The following is a 22,097-nucleotide window of genomic DNA, read 5'->3' as shown; positions in this document are numbered from 1 at the left end:
AAATTCCTGCGGTGCCTACTCAGCCGCTGCCGACATGTTCACTTCGTGGAACTCGCCACGATAGGGCCGTGCCGTCGGTGGCAGTTCGCGCTTGAGGAAATAATCCTCGTATTTGAGCTGCCTGAGCAGGACCGGCCAGACCTCGCGATAGGCATGCCATATCGACGGGTTCGGCTCAGGCAAATCGTGCTTGATCAATTCATGCAGCCTGGGCAGCGCGTGATACGGCACCATCGGGAACATGTGGTGTTCGACGTGGTAGTTCATGTTCCAGTAGATGAACCGGCTGATCGGGTTCATGTACACGGTACGGGTGTTGAGCCGGTGGTCGACGACATTGTCGGCCAGGCCGATATGCTGCAGCAGGCCAGTCAGCACCATGTGCCAGGTGCCGTAGAGGCGCGGCACGCCGATGAGCACCACCGGTATCCACGACCGCATGAAAACGGCGAGCGCGATCGTCGCGATGTAGATGACGATATGCCAGCGCGCCGCGATGACGGCCTGGCGCTGTTCCATCTCGGGAACGTAGCTTTTCTCGTCGGGCGTCAGCTTGCCGAACGCCTGGCGTACCAGTGCCGGAAGCGAATAGCGGAAATCGAGGATGCCGGTGAAAGCCAGCGCGGCGCGCAACAGGTCCGGCGGTCGCATCACGGCGATCTCTGCGTCGCGGCCGACGATGATCGTGTCGGTGTGGTGGCGGGCATGGCTCCAGCGCCAGGTCACCGGGTTGCGCATCAGCATGAAGCTGGCGATCTGGTAGACGACATCGCTCATCCAGCGCGTGCGGAAGGCAGTGCCATGGCCGCATTCGTGCCAGCGCGAGTCGCTGGACGAGCCGTAGAGCACGCCGTAGACGAAGAAGAACGGCAAGCACCACCAGGTGCCCCAGAAATAGATGGCGCCGGCGGCGGAGCCGAGGATGGCGACGATCCAGATGATCGTGTCACGGATCGCCGGCGCGTCTGAGCGCTGCATCAACTCCTTGATCGCCTTGCGGGGGACATCCGTGTGGTACCACTCCGCCGAGGCCAGTCCCGTCTCGATCGCGATCCGCGTGCTTTCGCCGACCAGGCTGTAATCGCGCTTTACCGTGCCAGCCATTGTGACCTCCAATTCCTGATCGGCCGCGAGCCCTCCCCGCTCCGGCCGGAGCCAGCCTCCCAACTGGTGTCCCGTATCGTCCTCGCCCTTATCACGACCTGCCTCCAAGAACAGGAAAATGGCCCGACGGCCGCGGGTAGTCCTCTCGCGGTTGTCTGGCAATCGCCGCGATCCGGCTTTCGGCTGCGGCGATCTCGCCGGCGCCGTCGAGGACCCGGAACACTGCATCGTAGGGGCGACTCTCGCCGTGCTCCAGCCAGATCATCTCGCCGCGTTCGCGCGCGGCAAGATTTCCCAGCACATGATGCGTCGACGGCTCAATCCCAAGCGCGTACTGCCCAGCCTGGAAATTCTGCCATTGGTAGGCGCAGGGCAATTGGTCCTTGCGCGTGACCACCTCGAAGCCGAGGCCGAGCCTGTCGTTGACCACCGCCACCGGGACCTCCCCGGTGCTGCCAGCGCCGAGTTCGTGCTGCCAGACCTGTTCCTTGAATCCCAGTTGCGGCGCCGGCACCGTGCGGTAGCCGACCTTCTGCGCTTCATAGTGCTCGCCGGCATGCCCGGCCCAGACGACGTCGCGGATCGGCGCCAGGTAGCGCGAACCCTCGTCGAGCACCGGATGGCTGACATTGATGTGGTAGAAATACATATGCGGCGTCCGGTTGAAACCGTGATTGACGACACGGTCCGAAAGCCGGATCTCGTTGCCGCCGACATCGGCCTCGATCCGCCGCAGCAGGTACAGATCCTCGCCGAAGACGGTCGATTGCTGGACGATGCCTTCGGCCCACAACACGCAGCGGTCGCCGTCCCAGGTCTCGCCATAGCCGGTCAGCCGCGCCGGGATGGTGCTGATACGGCCATGCAGCGAGTGGCGCACCGTCTTCTTGGGCGGGTAGTTGTAGGTGTCGGCCGGTACCTCGTTCATGAACAATATATGGTCGAGGCCGCAGGTCAGCAGAAGGCCGGAAAACGACCGCGCCCAGGCCAGCCCCTCCTCGCCTTCATACTCGTGCAGGCCGGGATGGCGAAAGCCGCTCGGCGAATGCCAGCCGATCGCCTGGCCCCTGAAGTCGCAATCGGCGATATCGAGCGCCCGGTCGACCAGCGCGGTGAAGCGCAGGCCCGAGCCGGTGCGGAATTCGAGCATGCGGATGCCGCGCTCGATGCCGTCACCAAGCGTCATCAGCCTCACGCCGGCGAATTGCGACAGCATGCCCGAGCGTTCCGAGACCTGCCGGCGCGACAGCGTCTTGCCGTAAAGCTCTACCATGTGACGGCCAGTTCTTTCACTTTGCTCCCGTCCTTCACTTGGCTCTCGTCTCCTTGAGCAGGGCCGACATGTCGGCGCCGGTGATGATGCTTTCCACGGTCAGCAGATCGGTGTCGGCGACCGTCTGCTCGGCGACGATCTCGCCGCGGCGCATGACGATAATGCGGTCAGCGACCTGGAAGACGTGATGGATGTTGTGGGTGATCAAAAGCACCGAGTGACCGGCGTCGCGCACTTCCTTGACGAAGCGCAGCACGCCGTGCGTTTCCTCGACGCCGAGATTGTTGGTCGGCTCGTCGAGGATGATGACCTTGGCGGCGAACTGCATGGCGCGGGAAATGGCGATCGACTGGCGCTCGCCGCCCGACAGCGTGCTGACCAGCGCATCGGCGTCGAGCTTCTTCGAGATGCCGACGCGCTTCAAAAGTGCCGAGGCAGCATCGCGCAATTGGGCGAGATCGAGCGGCGCGAACACACCCAGCCATTTGAGGTTGACCGGCTCGCGGCCGAGGAAAAGATTGCGCGCGATGCTGAGGTCCGGTGCCAGCGAGGTGTCCTGGTGGATGGTCTCGATGCCGAGATCCATCGCATCTCGCGTCGAGCGGATGGAGACCTTCTGACCGCGCACATAGATGTCGCCGCGATCGACGGGAAAGACCCCGGAGATCGCTTTGATCAATGTCGATTTGCCGGCGCCGTTGTCGCCGAGCAAGGCCACCACTTCGCCCTCGTTGAGCGTGAAGGAGGCGCTCTTCAGGGCGCGGACGCTGCCGAAGGATTTTTGCAGGTTCTGCAGCCGAAGCACTTCCATGATCAGCTCCTGGCGGCGTTCTTCTGCAGCAAAGCGTGCAGGATGAGCATGGCAAGTATGATGACGCCGACGAAGATGTTGTAAGCGAGCCCAGGCACGCCGATCAGCACGATGCCGTTGCGGATGCTGCGCAGCATCAGCGCGCCGACGATGGTGCCTAAAATGGTGCCTCGCCCACCGGTCAGCGCGGTGCCGCCGACCACCACCATGGCGATCACTTCGAGCTCGTAGCCGGTGCCGGCCACCGGCGAGGCGGCAGAGATGCGGAAGGCGCTGATCATGCCGGCGAGACCGGCCAGCGCCGAGGTCAGGATGAACAGCCAGATCTTGACCGCATCGGCCGGCACGCCACGCGCCACAGCAGCGTTACGGTTCGAGCCGATAGCGCTGATCCAGTTGCCGAGCTTGGCGTAGCGCAGCACATAGATCGCCAGCAGCGACAGGCCGATGAACCACCACAGCGAGGTATAGAAACGGAACGTTCCGATACTAAAGCTGCCGGCCAGCAGCGTCACGAAGAAGCCCGGCTGGTCCCAGGATTTCAGCGGAAACCCTTGGGTGATGTAAAGCGCTGCCCCACGCACCACCAGCAGCATCGACAGCGTCACCAGGAAAGACGAGATGCCGATCTTGGTGACGATCAGCCCGTTGATCGCACCGATCGCTATGCAGAGCAGCAAGCCGGCCAGCAACGCCACGCCAATATCAACCCCGCCGTTCTGGACCAGCAGCATGACCACGACCGGCGCCAGCCCGAACACGGCGCCAACTGAAAGGTCGAACTCGCCCGCCGTCAGAAGCAGCGTCATGCCGAGCGCGATGATGCCGAGCTCGGGCAGAAACGCCATCATGTTGGAGATGTTGAGCGGCGACAGGAAGTTCGCGTCGGCGATCGCAAACACCGCCAGCAGGACGATCAGGATGACGAGCGACGAGAACTGCGGCGAGCGCATCAGGCTCGACCTGCGTTTGGCACGCGGCATTTCCTCTTCTGCGGCAATTGTCATGACAGCTTGGACCATATCTCAGGGTGACGCACGCCGCCTGCGCGGCGGGCGTCAATTTCAATCACTTGTTGTAGAGTTTCAGGATCGGTTCGACGCTCGAGGCGTCGTAGAGGCTGAACGTGTGGATGTCGTAGCCGATCGGTTCGCCAGCGGCGGCCAACCCGAGCAGCGCCACCGGCATGAAGCCCTGCGCCGACGGGAACTGCCAGGCAGCCGCGTTGACGAAACCGGCCTTGACGGACTCGGCCGTTTCCTTCGAATTGCCCCAGCCGACGACCGGAATCTTGCCGGCCGGCACGCCGGCGCCGTCGAACACCCGCTTGACGCTGGCCGCTACGGAATCGCCGAGCGCGATGATTGCCGGCGGGTTGTTGGCGACCATGTAGTCGGTCATCTTGGCGATGATGCCGGCCGGATCGGTGCCGCAATCGACCACGTCATATTTGATGCCGAGCGGATCGAAGACGCTGGCAATGCCTTCGGTCTCGAGCTGCTGGTAGCTGGCGCCCGGCACTTCGACCGGCAGGAACACCTTGTCGCCCTGCTTCACCATCTTGTGGTCGACCAGATATTTCGCCCAGATGACACCGGCTTCCTTGAGATCGGCGCCGACATAGGCTTGCCGGCCGGTTGCCGGATCGTCGGTATTGAAGAACACGATCGGGATGCCGGCCGCCTTCGCTGCCTTGACCTCCTCGGTCCACAGGCCGGGCTGCGCCGAGGTGGTGGCGATGCCGTCCGGCTTAGCGGCAAGGGCCGAATTGAAGGCCTCCTTCTGCGCCGCCATGTCGCCGCCGCTGAACGAGATCTTGCAGGTCACCTTGAGCTGGTCGCAGGCCTTGGTCGCGCCGGCATTCCAGTCGATCCAGAAGGCGTCCGACGGGCCGCCATGCGACAACAGGTAAAACGTCTTCTGAGCGTCCTGCGCCAGCGCCGGCGTACCCAGCGCCACACCGGCAAGAACCGTCGCCGCAGCCGCGATTTTCAACGCGAGTTTCAACATTTCTCTTCCTCCCTTGTTTCGTAACCGAGCCGCGCCATCACAGTCCGTTGGCGCGGAATTTTCCGTCGAGGAATTTCTTCGCGCGCGGCACGTCGTCTTCCGAAAGATGCTCGATGATGACCGGGATGTTCGGGTGCTTTTCGGCCAGCCGCTTGAGATAGAGGTCATAATTCAGCGAACCGAGGCCGGGCGCCGGCAGCTCGATCTCGCCGACGCCGCGGAAAGTGTGGCTCTCCAGCGCGTCCTCGTCGCCGATGTCTGCGTGCTTTTCCGACTTGTCGCCGCCGGAGCGCTTGACGTCCTTGGCGTGGGCTATCTTGATCTTGTCGGTCAGCGTGTCGAACACCTGGTTCAGGATCTGGTCCATCCTGTCGATGTTGTGGGTTTCGAAATAGTTGGTCGGGTCCATCAACAGGCCGAGGCCTGGGTGGTCGACCTGCGCGAACATCCTCACCGTCTCTTCGACCGAGCCGACGACATTGTTGACATAGGTTTCGAGGAGGAAGACCGCGCCATGGTCATAGGCGGTCTGGGCAAGGTCGGCGATGACCTTGCGGCATTCCTCAAAACCTTCCTCGGTCTTGTTCTTCGGATGATGCACCCAGTCGGACTCGGTGTTGTAGGTACCGGTTTCCGAGATCACGTAAGGGGCGCCGAAATGGCGTGCGTTGCGGATGATCTCCTTCAAATAGCCGACGCGCCTCTCGCGCTCGCCCATATCCGGATGGATGATGTTGGTGTAGCCCGACACGCAGCAGATCGGCAGATTCTCGTCGCGGAACGTATCGCGGACGGTCTTGGCCTTGTCCCTGGTGATCTGCCCGGCCGACAGATCTATGTCCTTGAAATGCAGGTCGAGCTGCACGGTGTTGAAATCGAGCGCACGGATCTTCTGCGCGGTTTCCTTGAGGCCATACGGGAAATAACCCGTGAAGATACCTGCCTGCATCATGGTGTGAAGTCCTCCCTGTAAGTGACTCAGTCAGTTGATATTTCGGAAAGCTTGACCGTCCGGCCCATGTCGATCGAGCGGTAGCCCGCTTCGACCAGCGCCATGGTCTTGACGTTGTCGGCGATCGAGAGCGCCGGCGGCTCGCCCATCTTAACCGCGTGCTGGAGCTGCTCCATGACGCCGATGAAGGCATGCGGGAACCACATCGTGTCCCAGCTGGGCGTCACCCATTCACCACCGGTGGTCTCGGTCGAGGCATAGGTCAGCGTCGACGCAGCGCCTGTCGGCCAGCCGATGGTGCCCTTGGCGACGCCCTTGGTGCCGTCGACGCGCCAGTTGATGTGCTGGTCGTCCTTGTAGCCCTCCTGGCGCGGACCGGACCAGACATCCTCCAGCGATACGGCAAGCACGCCGGACGGGAACTTGATCGTCGACACGGTGATGCCGTCCGAATGGTCGAAGCGGGTGCGCGGGTCCTTGCGGGTCAGGGTGGTGATCTCCAGGGGATCGCCGAACAGGAAGCGCAGTACGTCGAGATGGTGGACGCTCATATTGGCGAGCGTCAGGCGGTCATAGTCCTCGAGGAAGCTCTGCCAGTGCGGGATCGCATGCATGTCGATCTGGGCGAAGACAATGTCGCCGAGCGCGCCGCTGTCGATGATCTGATTCAAGACGCGCATCGACTGGTCGTAGCGCATGTTCTGGTTGACCGAGAGGATCTTGCCTGCCTTGGCCGCCTCGTCGCGCAGCTTGATTGCCTCGTCGAGGGACAGCGCCAATGGCTTCTGCGCCAGGATAGCCTTGATATGCTCCTGCTTGAGCGCATGACGGATCAGCGCCGGCTGCTGGTCCGGCGGAAAGGCAAGGTCGATGATCTCGACGTTTTTGTCCTCGATAAGCTGTTCCGGCGTATCGTGGACGGTCGGGATGTCCCAGCGTTTGGCGACCTTCTCGGCGCTGGCCTTGGTCCGCGAGGCAATCGCCACCACGGGGAAACCGGCTTCCTTGTAGGCGGCAAGGTGACATTCGGCCATGATCATGCCGGCGCCGACGCAGCCGATCCTGTATTCCCTGGTGCGGACTTCAACGTCCGGCTCGAAGCCGTTGCTTGCCATATGTTCCTCCCGAAGCTCGTTTCTTGCAGCCACCGTCATCTTGCCAGCGCTCCCCCGCTTTGCCCGAAATAATGCACCCTGCCCGGCTCGCAGGATATCGCCACCATCGCGTCCGGCCTGATGTCCGGCTGGCCGCGTAACAGCGCCCGCAGACGCGCCTGCCCGGCGGCGAGCGTCACTACGGTGTAGCCGCCGAGCGGCTCGACCTCGAACACTCGCGCCGGGCGGCCCGCGCCCCCCTCCGACCAAGCCTTGACCTTGATGTCTTCCGGCCTGAGTCCAATTTCGACGGCATCGGCCGGCGCCGCCTTATCCGCGATGCGGATCGTGCCTTCCGCCGCCTCCACGCCTTCAGCGCCGTGCACCGACTTCAATATATTCATCATCGGCGAGCCGAGCAGCCGCGCCACATAGGTGCTGGCCGGCCGGTCATAGATCTCGGCAGGCGCGCCGATCTGCCTGATCTTGCCGCTCTCCAGTATGGCCATGCGGTCGGCGACCGACATCGCCTCTTCCTGGTCGTGCGTGACATAGATCAGCGTCTTGCCGAGCTCGCGCTGGATGCGCTTGAGCTCGACGCGCGTCTCCTCGCGCAGCCGGGCGTCGAGCGCCGAGATCGGATCATCCATTAGATACGCGACAGGATCACGCACCAGCGCACGGGCGATTGCCACACGCTGCCGCTCGCCGCCGGAAAGCTGCGCCGGCGGTTTGTGCAGGATATGTCCGATATGCAGCTTAGCCGCGACCTCGGCGACGCGTTTTTCGATCTCGGCTTCTGTCACCTTCCGCTCGACCAGCGGAAAGCGGATATTGTCGCGCGCGCTCATATGCGGAAACAGCGCCAGGTTCTGGAACACCATGGCGACATTGCGCTCCGCCGGCGACACTGCGTTGACCGGCCTGCCGCCGATCAGGATCTCGCCTGTGTCCGGGGTTTCCAGCCCGAGCACCAGACGGAGTATCGTCGACTTGCCCGACAGCGGCGGGCCAAAGAAACAGAAGAATTCGTTGTCGTCGACCGTGAACGAGGCGTCGTCGACGGCCAGCGTGCCACCATAGTGTTTCGTCACATTGCGGAAAACGATATCAGCCATCTCAACCTGCTCTCAACGCAAGGCCGGAAGCGGCGTCGAAGACGCGCACCGCCTCCGCCGCAGGCGCGACGACAGCTGTCTGCCCGATCGCCAGCCCGACATCATTGTCGAACACCGCCTTCACCGCAGTCTCGCCGTCGCCAAGGTGGATGATGGTGCGCGCGCCGATCCGCTCGACGAAACTCACCGGCATGGACAGGCCACGGCCGCCTTCAGCCAGCGTCACCTGCTCCGGTCGAAAGCCATAAAACGCTTCGCCGCGCATCCGGCGTGCGGCATCGGCGATCTCGACCGGCAGCGGCGGCGTCGCCCCGAGTGGGCCGAGATCGACGACCAGGCCACGGTCGCTTTCCGCCGGCCTGCCCCTGAGCAGGTTCATGCCCGGCGCGCCGATGAAGCGGGCGACGAAGACATTGGCCGGATTGTTGTAGACCTCGAGTGGCGTGCCGACCTGCTGCAGCACGCCGTGATCCATCACCGCGATGCGGTCGGCCATCGTCATGGCTTCGAGCTGGTCGTGGGTGACGTAGACCATGGTCTGCCGGAACTGCCGCTGCAACTGCTTCAGTTCGGTCCGCATCACTGCCCGGAAGGCGGCGTCGACATTGGAAAGCGGCTCGTCGAGCAGGAAGATCGCCGGCTCCATGATCGCCGAACGGCCGATCGCGACCCGCTGCAATATGTTGACCGACAGCCTGTCCGCCCTGCGGTCGAGCAGCGGCGTCAGTTGCAGCATCTCGGCAATGGCGCCGACACGGCGGTCGATCTCGGCCTTTGGTGCGCCGCGCATTTTCGGCCCGTAGGCGAGGTTCTGCCGCACGCTCATATGAGTGAAGATCGCATAGTTCTGGAAGACGAAGCCGACGCCGCGCCGCCCCATCGGCACGCCGGCCATGTCGCGCTCGCCAAACAGGATCTTGCCGCTGGTCGGCTCTTCCATGCCGGCGATCATGTTCATCGTCGTCGACTTGCCGCAGCCCGACGGTCCGAGCAGCGCCATGAACTCGCCGTCGGCGATGGCCAGATCCATCGTCTTCAGCGCGGTGAAGTCGCCGAATTTCTTGACCAGGTTCTGCAGGTGGATGGTGCTCATGCCGCCACCTCGCGTACCCGGGCCATACGTTTCATGGCAAACACCGCGGCGATGGACAGCACGATCAATATGGCCAGCGCGATTGCCGCCACATAGCCCCAGATCAGGTCCTGGGTAGTGAGCTTGTAGATGTAGACGGAGATGGTTTCGGTAGCGACGCCGGGACCGCCGCCGGTCATGATGTAAAGCGTGTCGAAGATCTTGAAGTTCTCGATCACCCTGATCGCCAGAGCGATGATGATGATCGTTTTCATCTTCGGCAGCACGATGGTGACGAAGCGCTGCCACGGGTTGGCGCCGAGCAGCCTCGCCGCCTTGATCTGGTCCTCGGGCACGCCGACCAGACCGGCAAGCAGGATCAGGAACATCAGCGGCGTCCACTGCCAGATGTCGGCGATCATGACGGCGATGAGAGCCAGCGTCGGGTCCGACAGCCAGGCAATGGTGACGGGAACGCCTGACATCGCCGACAGGATGTCGTTGACCGGGCCGCCCGACTGAAACAGCATGAAGAACATGTAGCCGGCCACCGCCGGCACCACCATCATCGGCATCAAGAGGATTGAGTAGAAGATCCGCTTGCCGGGAAACTCGTCGGCAAACAGCGTCGCGAGCGCCAAGCCGAGCAGGAACTCCGCCGGCACGCAGACGATCATGACGATGGTCGTGCGCTTCAGCGCACTCCAGAAGCGCGCGTCCGCGGCAAGGTCGGTGTAATTGGCGAAGCTATTCCACATCGACCAGGCATTCCACCAGCCGGTGCCCGACAGCGGCGACCAGTCGGTGAGGCTGATATAGAGCTGCATCAGGAGCGGGAAGACGGCGATGAACAGCACCAGGATCTGCGCCGGCAGGGTCAACCGGAAGCCGAGCCGTGCGCCCTCGTCCGGCAACACCGATGCCGCCTTAGAGGCTTGCATGTCGCCCTCCGAAATCGTGGCTGTCACCGCGCTCATTGCTTGAGCGCCCCGAAGGTCAGCCCGCGCACTAGATGGCGCTGGATGGCGATCCCCATGATCACCGGCGGCACCGCGGCGATCAGGCCGAGAGCTGCCTTGGCGCCATAGAGCTGTCCGGTCATCGAGGAGGACAGCGAGGCCATGTAGACGGGGACCGTCACCCATTCGCGCGTCGTCAGAAGCAGCGCAATCAGATAGTCTGACCAGTTGAGGATGAAGACGAACAGCGCGGCACTGGCCAGCGGCGCGCGCATCATCGGCAGCGTGATGCGGGTGAAGACGCGCCATCGCGAACAGCCCTCGACCAGCGCCGCCTCCTCGATCTCGCGCGGCATGTCGTCGAAGAAGGTCTTCATCAGCCAGAAGGCGAAAGGCAGCGTGACGATGCCGTAGATCAACGACAGCCCCCACCAGCTGTCAGTGAAGTTGAGAAAGGCCCACATGATCATCACCGGGGTCATGACCGCCATCGGCGGAAACAGGCGAAGCTGGATCAGCGCCAGCGGCAGGTTCTGGCCCGAGCCGAAGCGCGACAGCCCGTAGGCCGCCGCGGTGCCCGCCGACATGGCGATTGCCGTGCCAAATGTGGCCGACAGCAGCGACGACAGGATCGGCTTCAAAGCCGTGCGGTCGAGCGCGACGATCAGATTGTTGGTCGATTCACCGAAGACGAAGCGGAAATTGCTGAGTGTCGGGTTCTTCGGCCACCAAGTCAGGTCGGCGCCGGTCGCCGACCATTCGGCGATCGGCTTGAACGCCATAGACACCATCCACAGGATCGGCACCAGCGTCACCGCCATCGCCGCAAAGATTGCGGCATAGCGGAATATCTCGAAAGGAACTGAACGCTTCATCTTGCGGCTTCGCTGGAGTCTTTCGTTGCCGAGGGGAAGAGCGACCGCTCCTCCCCTCCTTGGTAGGATCCTGGAAGGATCAGGCGATTGGATCGAGGACGGTGGGCCAGGCCTCCTTGTTGGTCTTGATGGCTTCGAGAAGCTTCTCCTCGCCGGTACGGCGGGCAATCTTCTTCCACTCGGCCTCGGTGTCGGCCATCGCCTGCTCGGCCGTCTTGGCCTTGGTCAGCGCGGCGACGAGGTTCTCGTCTAGCGCGTTGTGGAAGGCGGTGGCGCCGGGATAGTTGATGGTGGGCACGGTGCGGGCGACCGTCTCGCGCACCACGTCCATGTGGTAGGCATGATAGGTCTGGCGAACCAGCGGATCCGAGAAATCCGATAGCCGGAACGGATCGAAGTAGCCGCCCGGATTGGCGGTCATCCAGGCGTAGATGCGGCTTGAACCCAGCCACTGTAGGAACAGGTAGCAGGCCTCCGGGTTCTTGGCTTGCGAGGAAACCGACGCCGACAAATTGAGCCACAGCACCGACCGGCTGACCAGCTTGCCGTCGATCTCGCGGCCCGGTGGCAGCATCGAGCCGATCTTGCCGGTGACAGCTGAATCCTTGTTGCCGGCATTGTCGAGGAATTTCGGCAGATTGGAGAAGGCGCAGGTCATGGCCGCACCGCCCTTTGCGAAATTGCCGTACTGCTCCGGCCAGCCCCAGGAGATCGCATCCGGCGAATGATGCGAAAGCGAAGCAATGTACTCGTTGGTCGCCGCGATACCTTGCTCCGAATTGATCAGCGGCTTGCCGGTATCGTCGAACAGGAACTGATTGGGCGAAGCCATTGAGACATAACGCTGATACCAGTTGGTGTAGCCCCAACCCTGGTTGCGCAGATCGGTCGAGCCGAACAGGCCCTTGTCCGGGCGCTGGAAGAAGGCCGCGATCTCGTCATGCTGCTTCCAGGTCTTCGGCGCCGCCAGTTCATACCCGTATTTGTCGGAGAAGGCCTTCCTCTCGTTTGCGTCGCCGAACAGATCGGTACGGTAGACCCATGTCTGGAAGTCGCCATCCAGCGACACGCCATAGGTCGAGCCGCGATACTGGTTGAGCAGCGACACGCCCTTGGCACCATTGACGTAACCACGCTCGGGATCGTCCCATTCCGGCTTGTACTGCGCGACGAAGTCGTCGAGCTTGAGGATGCCGCCGGTTTCGGCCAGGTCGCCAAGACGGTTCCATTCGACCGCGTAGATGTCATACGCCCCACCCTTGGTGGAGATGTCCTGCATCGTTTTGGTGAATTCCTGGCCGTTGGGCACACCGACGATCTCAAGCGGAATGCCGGTTTCCTTCTCCCAGAGATCTTTGATCGACGGCGCGCCGGCCGGAAACGGCTGGGTCAGCTGGCCGATCGAGCCGTCGGACAGGCCAAGTACGATCTTGGCCGGCGCCTTGCCGGCGCCCTTCATCGCCTTGGCCGCCTCGATGGCGCGACCCTCGGGCGTGTCGGCGCCATATTGATAGCGCTCCGAGCCGTCGAAGCCCGTCGGGCCACCGATCATGCCGGGCGCCAGGGCATCGGCCGCATAGGCCCGGCTTGGGCGAATGAATTTCGGTGCAATACCTGCGGCGGCAACAAGGACCGCCGCCTTTCCACCGGATGCCAGCAAACGGCGCCGCGACACGCGGATCAAATTCGACATTGGAACTCCTCCCTCAGGGCCTTGTTCCTCCATGGCCCTTATGATGGATATTGACGGCACTATACGAAGGCTGTCAACATCATAAATAATCAAGACACCTCATAACATCTCATGGGAGGGGAAGGATGGCGTTTATCAAGGCTCTCACACTGAAGCCGGTGCTTGAATTTGAGGGAGCCCGGCTACCCACCTCCCCGCGTTGGTCCGCTTCGGCATTTTGGTGTAGCGCGGCAGCTTGCGCATCGGCCAAGGCTGGTTACATCATTTCCCATCAGAATCGCGGCTGGCGATGAAGCCGCCGCTTCGACAACGGACCCATGAAATGCGTGATCTCGATGCGCCCCTGGCACATTTTGGAATGAGGTGATCTACAGTGCGGTCCACCCTGACAGACATAGCCCGGGAAGCCGGCGTTTCCGCCGCCACGGTCGACCGTGTGCTCAACAACCGCGCCGGGGTCAGGGCGCGCACTCGCGAGGTCGTGCTTGAAACGGCACAGCGGCTTGGCTATATCGCTGAAAATTCGAATAATCCGAGCTCGCTCAACGCGCTGCGCGGTGAGGTCATACGGCTCGATTTCGCCCTGCCCGCCGGCACCAATTCCTTCATCAAGATGCTGCACCGCCAGATCGAGGCGCAGGCGCAGGCGCGGCCGGACCTCGACGTCCGCGTCGCCACCATCGAGGGCTTCAATCCGGACCGGCTCGCCCGTCTGCTGCAGGAACTGCACGGGCAGACGCAGGGCGTCGGTGTGATCGCGCTCGACCATCCAACGGTGCGCGAGGCGATCCGCTCGCTTTCTGCCAGCGGCGTCAAGGTCGTCACCATGGCTTCCGACATCCTGCATGTGCCGAGGGTCGCCTATATCGGCATCGACAACCGCGCCGCCGGCCGGCTCGCCGGCTACCTTCTCAACCGCTTCATGGGCGCCGGGCGTCCGGGCAAGGTCGCGCTGTTCGCCGGTTCGCTCTCCTACCGCGGCCACGAAGAGCGCGAGATGGGCTTCCGCCACATTCTGGCGGAAGAATCGCCCAATCTGCAGATCGTCGAGATGCGCGAAATGCTCGACGATCGGGAGAAAGCCTATTCGGAGGCTTCCGCCCTGCTGGACCGGCACCCGGACCTGGCCGCCATCTACAATGTCGGCGCCGGCAACACCGGCATCGCCCGCGCACTCAAGGAGTGCGGGCGCGCGCTGTCGACGGTCTTTCTCGGCCATGAGGTAACGGAAGGCACCAAGGAGCTTCTGCTCGACGGCACGCTCGACGCGGTCATCGACCAGAACCCGCGCGTCGAGGCCCGCGAGGCGCTCAACACCTTGACCCACGCGGTCAGGGGGTTGCCTTACGAACTGCACCAGCCACGGCTGCAAGTGATCTTCAGAGAGAGCATTCCGGAGATCTGAACGGAACCTTTAGGGATGAGAAGGGCCGCGCCGACTGGCGCAGCCCGCAACATCGTCAAGCAACTCTACTGGACGGCGGCGACTTCCGTATAAGCGCCGTCGACAAAGCTCTTGTCGACCCATTTGCCATAGTCGATCGACCCCTTCAGCAGCCCGGCGCCGGCCATGAACTTCTCCTCGCCCTTGAGCGCGGTGATCGCATCGTCGGTTAGCTTCGGGTCCTGGTAGAACAGGCCCTGGCTGTACGTCTTGCGCACGGATTTTTCCGACGACTTGGTTGCCTCGACGAAGGTCTTGATCGTCTCATCGGGGTGGGCGTCGGCCCAGCGCGAAATCTCGATGTCGACCTTCAGCAGCCGCTTGATCAGATCCGGGTATTTCGCCGCGAAGGCGCCGTTGACGGAGATGACGTTCGGCACGTTCCATTCCGGATGGGTGCCGGTGTCGTAGAGCACGCGGGCCTCGCCGGTGTCGACCAGCTTGGCCGCCGTCGAGTCGGTCTCGACGATGGCATCGATGTCACCGCGCAGCAGTGCCGGCCCTGACGCCTCGAAGGGCAGGTTCAGCCCTTCGACGTCGCTCGTCGTCAGGCCGACGCTGTTCAGTGCCTTGCTGAAATTCGAATGCCGTACGGTGCCGGTGAGATAGGCGACCTTCTTGCCCCTGAGATCCTGCAACGTCCTTAGTGGCGAGTCGGCCTTGACGATGATGGAGGAGCCGCCAGCCTTCACATAGCTCGACAGGCCGATCAGCTTGACGTCGGCCCCAGAGGCCGCGACGCGCAGCGCTGGATTGTTGCCGGTATAGGTGACCTCGATCGCCCCGGTCGCCAGCGCTGTCGTCGCCTCGGAACCGCCATTGAAGGTCACCAATTCGACCTTGATGCCGTCCTTGGCGAATTCCTTCTCCCACCAGCCGTCCTGCTGGGCGAGGATGAATTTGAGGTGCCCGGGCGCTGTGCTGCCGATCCGGATGACCTCGGGCTTGTCCTGCGCAAAGGCGGGGACGCCACCGAGCCCGACGATCACGGCGATGGCGCCCTGCAAGAGCAACCTGCGAATTGCATCGAACGGTATTCTGGACATCTGAAATTCCTTCCGATTGGGATGAATGGCTGGCTTATTAAATGAGAGAGCTCTCCGACTGGCCCTTCCAGGCAGTTGCCCAGCGCTCGAACCAGACGAGCAGGTAGTTGACGGCAAGGCCGATGACGGTGAGGGTCAGGATGCCGGCATACATATCGGCCGTTTCCATCATCAGTTGCGAGTTTTGGATGAGGAAGCCGAGGCCGGATTTGGCGGCCAGCATCTCGGCGCCGATCACCGCGAACAACGAGGATTTCACGCCGAGCCGCGCGCCGGCGACGATCGAGGGAATACTGGCCGGCAGGATGATTTTCCGGAACAGGTCGAAGTCGGACGTGCCCATCGAGCGCGCCGCCTTGATCAGCAGCGGATCGACCGACTTAACGCCGCTGATCGTGTTTACGAGGAGGAAAAACACCGAGGAATAGAAGGTGATCGCCACCTTCGATTCCTCACCGATACCGAGCAGAAGGATGAACACCGGCAGCAGCGCGAACTGCGAGGTGTTGCGCAGCGTCTGCACCAAAAGGTCGGAGACCTTCTCGAACAGCGAATAGCGCCCCATCAGCAGGCCGAGCGGGATGGCCACGACCACGCCAAGCGCGAAGCCTATGGCCGCGCGCTGCAGGCTGATGCCGATATGCTCGACCAGCACGCCCGAGGCGAGCATATTCCACCACGCGACCAGCACCTCACTCAGCGGCGGGAAGAAGATGCGGTTCAGCCAGCCGAGCCGCGGCGCGATTTCCCAGGCGAGGAAGAACAGACCGAGCAGCGGCAGGCCATAGATGAAGGTGCCGAAGCTTGCTCCTCGCCTGCGCCTGACGGCGGGTGTAGCGCTTCGGGCCTTGATTGCCGGAACCCTGGCGGCTACCACCGCCTCACCGGCTCCGGCAAACGGATGAACGCCGCCGGCGGGGCCGAACTTTTCGGTCAGATAGGCCATGCCAAAAACTCCCTCAGTGGCTGAACGCCGGCGACAGCGTCCAATCCTTCTGCGCCTTGTTGACTTCGTCGCGCAGCACGTCCCAGACACGGGCGCGGTGATTGTTGAAGGCAGCACTGGCGCGGATGTCGCCGTCGCGCGGCCGCGGCAGGTCGATGTCGATGATCTCCTTCACCGTGCCCGGACGCGCGGTCATCACCACCACCCGGTCGGCCAGGAAAATCGCCTCGTCTATCGAATGAGTGACGAAGATCACCGTCGTCTTGATCTTACCCCAGATCCTGAGCAGTTCGCCTTGCAGGATTTCGCGGGTCTGCTGGTCGAGGGCAGCGAACGGCTCGTCCATCAGCAGCACTTCGGGATTGCTGGCCAGCGCCCGTGCGATCGCCACGCGCTGCTGCATGCCGCCGGAAAGCTGGTTGGGGAAGCGGTCCTCGAAACCGGCAAGGCCGAACAGCGCCAGAAGATGGCGGGCCGTGGCGGTGCGTTCGGCTTTGGCGACGCCACGCACTTCCAGCGCATATTCGATGTTGGCCAGCGCCGTGCGCCAGGGAAACAGCGCATATTGCTGGAACACGTAGCCGGTCTTGGGGTCGGGTCGGGTAATCCGGCTGCCGTCGAGCTGGACGCCGCCGCTGGTCACCTGCGTCAGCCCGCCGATAATGTCGAGCAGCACCGACTTGCCCGACCCGCTCGGCCCGACCAGAGTGATGAACTCGCCCGTGCGGATGGCGAGATCGACGCCGTCTAGCACGGTAACGCGGTCGGTCGCCTCGCCGTCGACGGTGACGAACTGTCCCGGCTTGAGCTGAAAGGTCTTCCTGATGTCGTTGACGACGATGCGGTCCATGCCTGTCTCCGATCGCTTTATTGCGCCACGCGGATGCGGTGCGTCGGGTCGAACTCGGAGCCGCCGGCCTTGCCGCGCTGCCAGCCGAGCGCGCGGGCATAGCTGCCGAACAGATGGCGCGCTTCGACCTCCATCTCGCTGATGCCGGTCGGCCCTTCGGCGACCTCGGCCACATAGAGCGCGTCGGTCGGGCAGTAGATCTCGCAGAGGAAACAGGTCTGGCAGTCCTCTTGGCGGGCGATTATCGGCGCGCCGTCTGTCGCGTCGAAGACATTGGCCGGGCAGACCTTGACGCAGATGTCGCATTCGACGCAGCGCGTGGCCGAGACGATCTCGATCATGACGCCAGCTCCGCCAGCCGCTCGGGCGCCCCGGCGACGCGGAAATCATCGACGCCGGTGATGACCAGCCGGTGCGCGAAGGCCGGGTTCTTGCCCGGACGATCCGTGCGGCGATGCATGCCGCGGCTCTCGCTGCGATGCAGCGCAGCCGCCACCGACCAGCGCCCGGCAGCAGCGATAGACGCCGCCTCGCGGGTGCGTATCCGCTCCAGCCCCTCGCCTTGCAGATGGTCGCGCACGTCGCGCCAAACGCTCTGCAGCCGCTCGCCGCTTTTTTCGAGACCTGCACTGCTGCGGAAGAAATTCTTGTCCAACGGCACGACTTCCGCGCGCACCGTCTCGATGATCTCGTTGGTGTCGATATCGGCACGCGGCGAAGCCGCCGGCCGCAGGCCGGCTTGGCCGAGCGGCTGGACCTCGCTGCGGAACGCCTTGCCGGCGCGGCGCCTGGCATGGGTCGAAGCGCCTTTGCCGGCCCACCAGCCGCTGGCCAGCGCCCAGGACGAATTGACGGCGCCGCCGCCCGAAACCGCGCCGGTCATGATCTCGCGGCTGGCGGCGTCGCCGGCGGCGTAAAGACCAGGCACGCCGGTGGCGCAGTCGTCGGACACGATGTCAATGCCGCCAGTACCACGCACAGTGCCTTCGGCGCGCAGCGTGACGCGGAACAAATCGTTGAAGGGGTCGATACCGGCGCGGTCATAGGGCATGAAGCAGTTCGGCTGGCCTTGGCGCAGCCAGCCTTGCAGCGCGAGCTCGGCCTGGTCGAGCCGCGCATAGACCGGCCCCTCGATCAGCGCGCGCGCCACTTCCTCCTCGCGGTCGCCGATGCCGTTGCGCAGCGGCTCGCCGGTCGGGCCGAGGATCGGCGAACCGTCCTCGCGGTGGAACGACGCCCAGCGGAACGGCAGGCCCTTGTTCAGCGACGAGCCATGCGGTGCCAGCGTGTACTTGCCGGTGAACTCCATGCCCGACAGGCTGGCGCCGGCTTCCGCCGCCATCAGATAGCCGTCACCGGTCAGCCCGGTCGAGCCGAGGATGCGTTCGCGGAAGGCGCAGCCGCCGGTCGCCAGCACGATCGCCTTGGCATTGACCCGCCAGTCGCGCTCGACCTGGCGGCCGACGCCGGCAGCACCGACGACCGCATCGCCGTCCGACAGAAGTTCGAGCGCAGGATGATGGTCGAGCACGGTGACGCCGGCCAGAAGCACCCGGCGGCGCATGAAGCGCATATAGTCCGGCCCGCGCAGATTGGCGATGTAGAGCCGCCCGTCATCCTCGCTCGGAAACGGATAGCCCCATTCGGAAAGTTGCAGCAGGTTGCGGTAGGCGGTGTCGACGCAGCGCAGCATCCAGCGCTGGTCGGCGAGTTCGCCGGTACGCTGCCAGCGGCGCTCGACCACCGCATGCCTGTTGTCGCCCGGCGGCACGCACCAGGTGCCGGTATTCGACGGTGCGGTAGCGCCGCTGGTGCCGAGATAACCCTTGTCGGCCAGCACCACGCTCGCGCCGTTTTCAGCCGCCGCGACGGCCGCCCAGGCGGCTGACGGACCACCTCCCAGCACCAGCACATCGGCATTGAGGTGCAGCGTTTCGGGCGCGGCGCGGACGGCTGTGACAATCTTCGGCATGAGCACTCGCGGAAAGGGGAATTAGCAGCTGCGACGGGTCAGGCCGCCTTGGAGAACCACACCGGCTCATTGCCGGCGCTCCACTTGATATTGCAGCCGATCGACGGCACCTGCTCGGCGGCCGGCGCCTCGCCCTTCAGCACCGTGTCGACCGCGGCGCGCAGATCCACCCCCGTCACCGGCCTGCCGTTGCCCGGCCGGGCATCGTCGAACTGGCCGTGATAGGCCAGCCGCCGATCGGCGCCGAACAGGAAGAAATCGGGCGTGCAAGCCGCGCCATAGGCTTTCGCCGTCTGCTGCGAAGCGTCCTTGAGATAGGGGAAGGTATAGCCGAATTCTTCGGCCTGCTCGCCGATGCGGGCCAGCGTCTCCTCGGGATGTGCTTCATGGTTGTTGGCGTTGATCGCCACCACCTGCAGGCCCTTGTCGGCATAGTCCCTGGCGAAGTCGGCGAACGCCCCGCGGATCAGCACCACGAACGGGCAACGGTTGGAGATGAAGGCGACCAGCAACGCCGGCTTGGCATCGAGATCGGCAAGCTTGTGCAACACGCCTTGCGCGTCGGGCAACAGGAAATCGGCGGCCTTGGTTCCGAGGTCGATCGGGTTGGATTCGGTTTTCGGCATCGACGCGCTCCCTTTGTGCCTTGGTTCTCTCGCAGTCCAGCCGCAAACGTCAACGCGTTTGCAGTTAGTCTATGAATTTAGTAGAATTATAGGCTGAAGACGCCGTTCGCGGTCAAGCTGGCGGGATAGAATATCGTGCCAATGTTTGTGCCGGTCCGGCAACTTTGTTTGGCCGGAAAGCGCCTCTGAGAAAAGAGCGCGCCGGCCGGGTAAGGGCAATCGGCGTGGCCTTCGTCGAGATCGCCGACGATGGCGAACGGCAGGTCATCGACAACGCGACCGGTATTGAGCTGCACTGGCTGCCGAGAAATGGCGTGCAGGCCGGCATCGACGACAGGCTGGCGCGCGCCATCCAGTCGGTCGCATGGCCGACCGGTTCGGCATTCGGCTGGTTCGCGGCCGAAGCAGCCGCCGCCAGGACGGTGCGCGAACACTGGCGCGGTACACCGGCGCTCGGCCGCAACGAGACACTGGCGGCAGCCGACTGGCGGCGGGGCGCGGCGGGACTGATGGCCGGCTAGAGCTTGCTCACCATCGCTTGCGCATCTTCGCCCAGACCGATTGCAATCCGGTCGCCGGAGACAATGCCTGACATGCCGCAGACGACCAGCGGCATGCTGATTTCGTAGAGGAATTCGGCAACGATGGCGCCGACGGCAAGGATCGGGTCCGGCCGCGCCAGGATAATGCCGGCCGGCGCCGTGCCTCTGCGGATCGCTTCGGCCAGAACCGAAGACGAGGACGACGACCCTCGCCCGCTCGGCATTATCAGGATCTTGCCAGCGATATTGCCGCCCAGGTCCGGATGCGAATGGTCGATGATGTCGCCCGTTTCGACGTCGATCCCGCCCCAGAAGCTGAGCGCCTGCGAAAGCACCAGCGCCGGGCCTTGTGCCGAGCCGGAAAGGTGGAATGTACCGGTTCTGGCCGGCGCCTTCATGGCGCGGCTCGCACGACGCGGCCGGCCGCAGCCGAGCGGACGCAGTCCTCCATGTCACCGAAGGCCACCGACACACCGATAATGCCAGGTGCGTAATGCGCCCATTTGCCCGAATTGGTCATCACCACGCCGTCGAGACGCTCGAGGATCGACGTGACATAGGTGCAAGTGTCGGTGACCGGAACGAGGCCGAAGGCTTCCATGCCGGCCAGTGCGCCTTCGTCCTGCAGCCGCGTCAGCGTCGCGCGCCCTGTGTTGACATAGATTGGGACGCCCTTGCCTGGACCGACTTCGCGCAGCAGCGGCAACAGGCGCATCCACTCGTCATAGGAGAAATGCGGCGTGCCTAACGACACGGCCGCCAAAGGCGCACCGTCAGCTACGCTCGACAACCTAGCCAGCGCATCGTCGAGGTCGGCACGCGTGATGCGGATTGTTTCCTCTGGCCCCATGCCATGAAACGCCTCTTCAAGCGTGTTCGCTTCCGGCGTGATACCAACCGCATGGAACAGCGCAACGGCCCCGGTCGTCGCGGCGGCGGCGCCTAGCGCTTTCAGCTGATCCTCATCGCGCGGTCTTGGCAGGCCCGAGATCACGGGGATGCGATCGCTGCTTGCTTGCCCGATGATAAGCCCGACGGCAACGAACAGGCTGTCGCTCGGTTCTGGGTCAGAACCGACCAGCTCGAACAGAACCTGGCCGCGCCGGTTTTCGCTCAAGTGCAGCCCCCAAGCCGGCGCGCGCCCGGTGATGGCGCAGCACAAATCGATGAAATCGCCATAGCGGTTGGTCCGCGCTCCGATCACCGAATTGGCAAAGACGATGGCGTTGGACTCACCCCAGGCGATCTGCTCGCCGAACCCTGGCCGGAACCGAGTCTGATAGGGTGCGCAGGTGAAGGTCGCCTGGCAGCCGAGTTCCAGATGGGCCTTCATTAGACGGCGCCCCGGTACTTCTTCGGCGGCCGGCATCTTCACCAATCCGGGATGGATCAGATCGAACGAGCCGACATTGAGCGTCGTCGGCACCCGAACGCGACCGCCGCCCTCGATCAGCCTTTCGACGAAATCGAGGCTGGCCTGGCCGTGATAGAGGCAGCCGTCGATATGGGCACCGGCAATATCCAACAATTTGTGCGCGCCGACCGCTTTCGAAAAGGCAACCAGGATCTTCATCGCAGCGGCCACGGCCGGACCCTGCTCGCCCTGCAGCATCGACTGGTCGCCCGCATTCAATTCAAGCGACATCGAGTATTCCGCTCACGCTTTGCCCGACCATGCTTTCCCCGATTGCGGACCGCCTGGCAAGACTG

The 22,097-nt window shown here is 63.7% G+C and carries 22 protein-coding genes; 2 read left to right on the top strand and 20 right to left on the bottom strand.

Annotated features, from left to right (window positions below; genetic code table 11):
• Nucleotides 1-15: 15 nt before the first annotated feature.
• The 12 genes from NKH23_RS29525 to NKH23_RS29470 all read right to left on the bottom strand — a co-directional run bounded on the left by NKH23_RS29525 (nucleotide 16) and on the right by NKH23_RS29470 (nucleotide 12,961).
• On the bottom strand, nucleotides 16-1,104 hold the full coding sequence (locus NKH23_RS29525; protein ID WP_352912670.1) for a fatty acid desaturase family protein: 1,089 nt from the start codon (nucleotides 1,102-1,104) through the stop codon (nucleotides 16-18).
• A gap of 91 nt (nucleotides 1,105-1,195) precedes the next feature.
• Nucleotides 1,196-2,377, bottom strand: coding sequence for an aldose 1-epimerase family protein (locus NKH23_RS29520; RefSeq protein ID WP_352912669.1), 1,182 nt, complete (start codon nucleotides 2,375-2,377; stop codon nucleotides 1,196-1,198).
• A gap of 34 nt (nucleotides 2,378-2,411) precedes the next feature.
• Nucleotides 2,412-3,194: an ATP-binding cassette domain-containing protein gene (locus tag NKH23_RS29515; RefSeq protein ID WP_254820537.1), complete on the bottom strand. Its 783-nt coding sequence runs from the start codon at nucleotides 3,192-3,194 to the stop codon at nucleotides 2,412-2,414.
• A complete protein-coding gene (locus NKH23_RS29510; protein ID WP_352912668.1) occupies nucleotides 3,191-4,195 on the bottom strand; it encodes an ABC transporter permease in 1,005 nt (334 codons plus the stop codon). The genes NKH23_RS29515 and NKH23_RS29510 overlap by 4 nt, the downstream gene beginning before the upstream one ends.
• A 61-nt stretch (nucleotides 4,196-4,256) precedes the next feature.
• Complete coding sequence (locus NKH23_RS29505; RefSeq protein WP_352717007.1) at nucleotides 4,257-5,198, bottom strand: sugar ABC transporter substrate-binding protein; 942 nt, start codon at nucleotides 5,196-5,198, stop codon at nucleotides 4,257-4,259.
• Nucleotides 5,199-5,235: 37 nt separating this feature from the next.
• Nucleotides 5,236-6,150 (bottom strand): sugar phosphate isomerase/epimerase family protein, encoded by a 915-nt coding sequence (locus NKH23_RS29500; protein WP_352717008.1) that lies wholly within the window; start codon nucleotides 6,148-6,150, stop codon nucleotides 5,236-5,238.
• A 26-nt stretch (nucleotides 6,151-6,176) separates the two neighbouring features.
• Nucleotides 6,177-7,265 carry a Gfo/Idh/MocA family protein gene (locus NKH23_RS29495; RefSeq protein ID WP_353036026.1) on the bottom strand — a complete coding sequence of 363 codons (1,089 nt, stop codon included), beginning with the start codon at nucleotides 7,263-7,265 and terminating at the stop codon, nucleotides 6,177-6,179.
• A gap of 35 nt (nucleotides 7,266-7,300) precedes the next feature.
• The gene (locus NKH23_RS29490; RefSeq protein WP_352717011.1) at nucleotides 7,301-8,362 is read right to left on the bottom strand and encodes an ABC transporter ATP-binding protein; all 1,062 of its coding nucleotides are present in this window, start codon (nucleotides 8,360-8,362) and stop codon (nucleotides 7,301-7,303) included.
• 1 nt (nucleotide 8,363) lies between these two features.
• Nucleotides 8,364-9,455, bottom strand: a complete 1,092-nt coding sequence (locus NKH23_RS29485) for an ABC transporter ATP-binding protein (RefSeq protein WP_353036024.1) — start codon at nucleotides 9,453-9,455, stop codon at nucleotides 8,364-8,366.
• A complete protein-coding gene (locus NKH23_RS29480; protein WP_352717013.1) occupies nucleotides 9,452-10,411 on the bottom strand; it encodes a carbohydrate ABC transporter permease in 960 nt (319 codons plus the stop codon). Before NKH23_RS29480 ends, NKH23_RS29485 begins: the two co-directional genes overlap by 4 nt.
• Nucleotides 10,408-11,268: a carbohydrate ABC transporter permease gene (locus NKH23_RS29475; protein ID WP_292661980.1), complete on the bottom strand. Its 861-nt coding sequence runs from the start codon at nucleotides 11,266-11,268 to the stop codon at nucleotides 10,408-10,410. Before NKH23_RS29475 ends, NKH23_RS29480 begins: the two co-directional genes overlap by 4 nt.
• A gap of 79 nt (nucleotides 11,269-11,347) precedes the next feature.
• Nucleotides 11,348-12,961, bottom strand: a complete 1,614-nt coding sequence (locus NKH23_RS29470) for an extracellular solute-binding protein (RefSeq protein WP_352717015.1) — start codon at nucleotides 12,959-12,961, stop codon at nucleotides 11,348-11,350.
• A gap of 373 nt (nucleotides 12,962-13,334) precedes the next feature.
• Between NKH23_RS29470 and NKH23_RS29465 the strand changes: the two genes are divergently transcribed.
• Nucleotides 13,335-14,366, top strand: a complete 1,032-nt coding sequence (locus tag NKH23_RS29465; RefSeq protein WP_353036022.1) for a LacI family DNA-binding transcriptional regulator — start codon at nucleotides 13,335-13,337, stop codon at nucleotides 14,364-14,366.
• 65 nt (nucleotides 14,367-14,431) lie between these two features.
• Here NKH23_RS29465 and NKH23_RS29460 read toward each other — a convergent pair whose 3' ends face one another.
• From NKH23_RS29460 to NKH23_RS29435, 6 genes are read right to left on the bottom strand one after another with little or no spacing between them, the layout of a single operon-like run.
• Nucleotides 14,432-15,451, bottom strand: a complete 1,020-nt coding sequence (locus tag NKH23_RS29460; protein WP_352912665.1) for an aliphatic sulfonate ABC transporter substrate-binding protein — start codon at nucleotides 15,449-15,451, stop codon at nucleotides 14,432-14,434.
• Nucleotides 15,452-15,488: 37 nt separating this feature from the next.
• Nucleotides 15,489-16,397: an ABC transporter permease gene (locus NKH23_RS29455; protein ID WP_352912664.1), complete on the bottom strand. Its 909-nt coding sequence runs from the start codon at nucleotides 16,395-16,397 to the stop codon at nucleotides 15,489-15,491.
• A gap of 13 nt (nucleotides 16,398-16,410) precedes the next feature.
• Nucleotides 16,411-17,247 (bottom strand): ABC transporter ATP-binding protein, encoded by an 837-nt coding sequence (locus NKH23_RS29450; protein ID WP_352912663.1) that lies wholly within the window; start codon nucleotides 17,245-17,247, stop codon nucleotides 16,411-16,413.
• Between the two features lie 17 nt (nucleotides 17,248-17,264).
• Nucleotides 17,265-17,588 carry a 4Fe-4S dicluster domain-containing protein gene (locus NKH23_RS29445; RefSeq protein ID WP_352912662.1) on the bottom strand — a complete coding sequence of 108 codons (324 nt, stop codon included), beginning with the start codon at nucleotides 17,586-17,588 and terminating at the stop codon, nucleotides 17,265-17,267.
• On the bottom strand, nucleotides 17,585-19,219 hold the full coding sequence (locus NKH23_RS29440; RefSeq protein WP_352912661.1) for an FAD-binding protein: 1,635 nt from the start codon (nucleotides 19,217-19,219) through the stop codon (nucleotides 17,585-17,587). The genes NKH23_RS29445 and NKH23_RS29440 overlap by 4 nt, the downstream gene beginning before the upstream one ends.
• Nucleotides 19,220-19,257: 38 nt before the next feature.
• The gene (locus NKH23_RS29435; protein ID WP_352912660.1) at nucleotides 19,258-19,845 is read right to left on the bottom strand and encodes a thioredoxin family protein; all 588 of its coding nucleotides are present in this window, start codon (nucleotides 19,843-19,845) and stop codon (nucleotides 19,258-19,260) included.
• 224 nt (nucleotides 19,846-20,069) lie between these two features.
• Here NKH23_RS29435 and NKH23_RS29430 point away from each other — a divergent pair, with 224 nt between their 5' ends.
• Nucleotides 20,070-20,366, top strand: a complete 297-nt coding sequence (locus NKH23_RS29430) for an SIP domain-containing protein (RefSeq protein WP_353036019.1) — start codon at nucleotides 20,070-20,072, stop codon at nucleotides 20,364-20,366.
• Here the strand turns inward: NKH23_RS29430 and NKH23_RS29425 are convergent.
• Both NKH23_RS29425 and NKH23_RS29420 read right to left on the bottom strand, forming a co-directional pair.
• A complete protein-coding gene (locus tag NKH23_RS29425; protein ID WP_352717027.1) occupies nucleotides 20,363-20,785 on the bottom strand; it encodes an aconitase X swivel domain-containing protein in 423 nt (140 codons plus the stop codon). The two genes, NKH23_RS29430 and NKH23_RS29425, sit on opposite strands and share 4 nt — an antisense overlap.
• A complete protein-coding gene (locus NKH23_RS29420) occupies nucleotides 20,782-22,032 on the bottom strand; it encodes an aconitase X (RefSeq protein WP_352912659.1) in 1,251 nt (416 codons plus the stop codon). Before NKH23_RS29420 ends, NKH23_RS29425 begins: the two co-directional genes overlap by 4 nt.
• Between the last annotated feature and the right edge of the window lie 65 nt (nucleotides 22,033-22,097).

The organism is Mesorhizobium sp. M1328 (assembly GCF_040318075.1).
GTDB lineage: Bacteria > Pseudomonadota > Alphaproteobacteria > Rhizobiales > Rhizobiaceae > Mesorhizobium.
This window is presented reverse-complemented; position numbering and strand designations above follow the sequence as displayed.

Coding starts and splice junctions, on each gene's coding strand:
- NKH23_RS29525 (WP_352912670.1), bottom strand. CDS start 1,104: ATGGCTGGCACGGTAAAGCGCGATTACAGCCTGGTCGGCGAAAGCACG.
- NKH23_RS29520 (WP_352912669.1), bottom strand. CDS start 2,377: ATGGTAGAGCTTTACGGCAAGACGCTGTCGCGCCGGCAGGTCTCGGAA.
- NKH23_RS29510 (WP_352912668.1), bottom strand. CDS start 4,195: ATGACAATTGCCGCAGAAGAGGAAATGCCGCGTGCCAAACGCAGGTCG.
- NKH23_RS29505 (WP_352717007.1), bottom strand. CDS start 5,198: ATGTTGAAACTCGCGTTGAAAATCGCGGCTGCGGCGACGGTTCTTGCC.
- NKH23_RS29500 (WP_352717008.1), bottom strand. CDS start 6,150: ATGATGCAGGCAGGTATCTTCACGGGTTATTTCCCGTATGGCCTCAAG.
- NKH23_RS29495 (WP_353036026.1), bottom strand. CDS start 7,265: ATGGCAAGCAACGGCTTCGAGCCGGACGTTGAAGTCCGCACCAGGGAA.
- NKH23_RS29490 (WP_352717011.1), bottom strand. CDS start 8,362: ATGGCTGATATCGTTTTCCGCAATGTGACGAAACACTATGGTGGCACG.
- NKH23_RS29485 (WP_353036024.1), bottom strand. CDS start 9,455: ATGAGCACCATCCACCTGCAGAACCTGGTCAAGAAATTCGGCGACTTC.
- NKH23_RS29480 (WP_352717013.1), bottom strand. CDS start 10,411: ATGAGCGCGGTGACAGCCACGATTTCGGAGGGCGACATGCAAGCCTCT.
- NKH23_RS29475 (WP_292661980.1), bottom strand. CDS start 11,268: ATGAAGCGTTCAGTTCCTTTCGAGATATTCCGCTATGCCGCAATCTTT.
- NKH23_RS29470 (WP_352717015.1), bottom strand. CDS start 12,961: ATGTCGAATTTGATCCGCGTGTCGCGGCGCCGTTTGCTGGCATCCGGT.
- NKH23_RS29460 (WP_352912665.1), bottom strand. CDS start 15,451: ATGTCCAGAATACCGTTCGATGCAATTCGCAGGTTGCTCTTGCAGGGC.
- NKH23_RS29455 (WP_352912664.1), bottom strand. CDS start 16,397: ATGGCCTATCTGACCGAAAAGTTCGGCCCCGCCGGCGGCGTTCATCCG.
- NKH23_RS29450 (WP_352912663.1), bottom strand. CDS start 17,247: ATGGACCGCATCGTCGTCAACGACATCAGGAAGACCTTTCAGCTCAAG.
- NKH23_RS29445 (WP_352912662.1), bottom strand. CDS start 17,588: ATGATCGAGATCGTCTCGGCCACGCGCTGCGTCGAATGCGACATCTGC.
- NKH23_RS29440 (WP_352912661.1), bottom strand. CDS start 19,219: ATGCCGAAGATTGTCACAGCCGTCCGCGCCGCGCCCGAAACGCTGCAC.
- NKH23_RS29435 (WP_352912660.1), bottom strand. CDS start 19,845: ATGCCGAAAACCGAATCCAACCCGATCGACCTCGGAACCAAGGCCGCC.
- NKH23_RS29425 (WP_352717027.1), bottom strand. CDS start 20,785: ATGAAGGCGCCGGCCAGAACCGGTACATTCCACCTTTCCGGCTCGGCA.
- NKH23_RS29420 (WP_352912659.1), bottom strand. CDS start 22,032: ATGTCGCTTGAATTGAATGCGGGCGACCAGTCGATGCTGCAGGGCGAG.